Consider the following 2,128-nt stretch of genomic DNA (forward strand, 5'->3'; position numbering starts at 1 on the left):
GTCCGAGCTTCTGGAACGGGTAGCCAAAGAGGAGTTTCGCAAGCGGAAGGGCAGGGACATCTATACCAACGTGGACTTTTACAGCGCCTCACTCTATTACATGATGGGAATCCCTATGGATCTTTTTACCCCTATCTTTGCCATTTCCAGAGTAGCCGGTTGGACAGCACACGTGATCGAGGAGCAGTTTGCTGAGGCAGCTCCCAAGCCCATGCTCTATCGGCCTGAATCTGAATACGTGGGAGAGTATTGCGGTCCGGAAGTTTGCACCTTCGAACCGCTCGAAGCGCGCTAACTAGAGGAGAAAGCAATGACGGGAAATGGGGCAGCCATGGTGCTGGCCTCCTTTGTGGGCGACGCCCTGGCTCTGGGGGTGCACTGGATCTATGACACTGCCAAAATCAAGGAGCAGTATGGCAGGGTGGCTGAGTTTATCGCGCCCGGGCAAGAATCCTACCATCCCGGCAAGAAAAGAGGCGAATTCACCCATTATGGTGATCAGGCCCTGGTGCTCCTGGAGTCTGTCGCTGCCAGCAGGGGCCTTATTCTGGAGGACTTTGCCCAACGGTGGCGGGCCTTGTTCCATAACTACCACGGCTACTACGACGCTGCCACCAAAGGAGCGCTGCGGCAGTTTGGCAAGGGCAAATCACCGCAGGAGTCAGGATCTCCTTCCGATGACCTGGCCGGAGCCTCACGGATTGCTCCACTCGTCTATTGTTACCAGCACGATGTCGACGCCCTGATCCAGGCAGCCAGAGTCCAGACCAGAATGACCCACAAGGACGAACTCACCGTTGACTGTGCCGAGCTTTTCGCCAGGGTTGCCTGGGACGTTCTCAAAGGCTCGTCGCCTCGCCCAACCATCAAGGAAGTCAGTCAGCAGCACTTCACCGATTCTCCTCTTAGTGCATGGGTGGAGGAAGGGCTGGCCACGATAGGGCAGGAAAGTGTGGCCGTCATAAAAACTTTTGGTCAGACCTGTCACACCCCTGAAGCCTTTCCTGGGGTGATCCACCTCATTGCCAAGTATGAAAACGATCTCGAGGAAGGGCTGGTTCAGGCAATAATGGCGGGAGGCGACTCAGCAGCCCGCGGCATGGCTGTGGGCATGATACTGGGTGCTCATCTGGGAGAAGACAGCATTCCCGCTGCCTGGCTGACAGACATGAAAAAGGGCCCCTACATCAGGGAACTTCTCCAGCGCCTTGGCTAGAGTTGCGGTCTGGATAGAGTCTTGTTCCACTGCCGGCGTGCTGCCGCAAGCCCTGCCGGTCACTGGCGGCTCAACAGCGGCTCAGAGCAACCCTTCTGGAGGCAGCACGTAACTGCTATCATAGGCTGGCACTCCACCAGCTGCTACACACAAGCGAACGAGCTCCTGGTAGGGATTCAGGGACTTGCCTCCTCGTGTACTGTAATACACTCCGTCCATTAGCAAAGCGTATGATCGCTTTTTTGACAGCTGCATGGGCTGTTTTATCTGATAATGGAGATGGGGACACGAATCAGCTGCCAGGCCGGACTCTCCCAGCTCGCCAAGCAGCTGGCCGGCCTCCACCCTGTCGCCAGCAGTGACCGAAGGCGTCGTCAGCAGGTGGCCATAGAGGTGCACGTACCCTTCATCGTCCACGAGGCGCACATAGTAGCCGTTGCTCTCGGTCTTGCCGCCTCGCGGCGCACCTGCCATTGCTCCGCCATAATTCCAGTGTTGGGCGACTACTCCAGGGCGAGTGGCAACAACCTGCAAGCCAATGGAGCCGAATATGTCTATGGCATGGTGCAGCCTGCCTCGGTCCCTGGATTCATGGTAATCATTTTTGAAGGTGATCTCCTGGGGGCATTCGCCGAGTTTTAACCGAGAAACCACAACCGTATCCTGGCGGGCAAGCCTCGAAGGATAACGGATGGGAAAACATGAGAGCGCCAGGCTCATAGTCTCCTCCCTTCATTAGTTCATCAATACTTCATGCCCCTGATAATAAAGTAAGCGCCGACTGCCATCATGAGAAAAGAGGAAAAGCTGTAGATCATTCTTCTCTTTCTCAGCCAACCAAGGTCCGCGAGTTTGCCAACAAGAAGAAGTGCCGGCACTGTACCCAGGCCGAAAGCAAACATCAACCCGCCC

General features: G+C 56.1%; 4 protein-coding genes. 2 read left to right on the plus strand and 2 right to left on the minus strand.

Annotated elements, in window-relative coordinates:
- Together JRI89_17760 and JRI89_17765 are read left to right on the plus strand one after the other, a co-directional pair.
- Positions 1-295: citrate (Si)-synthase (locus JRI89_17760; protein MBW2073079.1), on the plus strand; the 295-nt coding region annotated here is incomplete at its 5' end.
- A gap of 15 nt (positions 296-310) precedes the next feature.
- Positions 311-1,216, plus strand: a complete 906-nt coding sequence (locus JRI89_17765; protein MBW2073080.1) for an ADP-ribosylglycohydrolase family protein — start codon at positions 311-313, stop codon at positions 1,214-1,216.
- A gap of 81 nt (positions 1,217-1,297) precedes the next feature.
- Here the strand turns inward: JRI89_17765 and JRI89_17770 are convergent, their stop codons facing one another.
- Both JRI89_17770 and JRI89_17775 read right to left on the minus strand, forming a co-directional pair.
- Positions 1,298-1,936 (minus strand): M23 family metallopeptidase, encoded by a 639-nt coding sequence (locus JRI89_17770; protein MBW2073081.1) that lies wholly within the window; start codon positions 1,934-1,936, stop codon positions 1,298-1,300.
- A 23-nt stretch (positions 1,937-1,959) separates the two neighbouring features.
- A partial coding sequence (locus tag JRI89_17775; GenBank protein MBW2073082.1) for a sulfite exporter TauE/SafE family protein occupies positions 1,960-2,128 on the minus strand: 169 nt, incomplete at its 5' end.

Source organism: Deltaproteobacteria bacterium (genome assembly GCA_019309045.1).
In the GTDB taxonomy this organism is placed as follows: domain Bacteria; phylum Desulfobacterota; class Syntrophobacteria; order BM002; family BM002; genus JAFDGZ01.

What these genes read in the sequence shown, in the direction of transcription:
- JRI89_17765 (MBW2073080.1), top strand. Translation starts at nt 311, where the DNA reads ATGACGGGAAATGGGGCAGCCATGGTGCTGGCCTCCTTTGTGGGCGAC.
- JRI89_17770 (MBW2073081.1), bottom strand. Translation starts at nt 1,936, where the DNA reads ATGAGCCTGGCGCTCTCATGTTTTCCCATCCGTTATCCTTCGAGGCTT.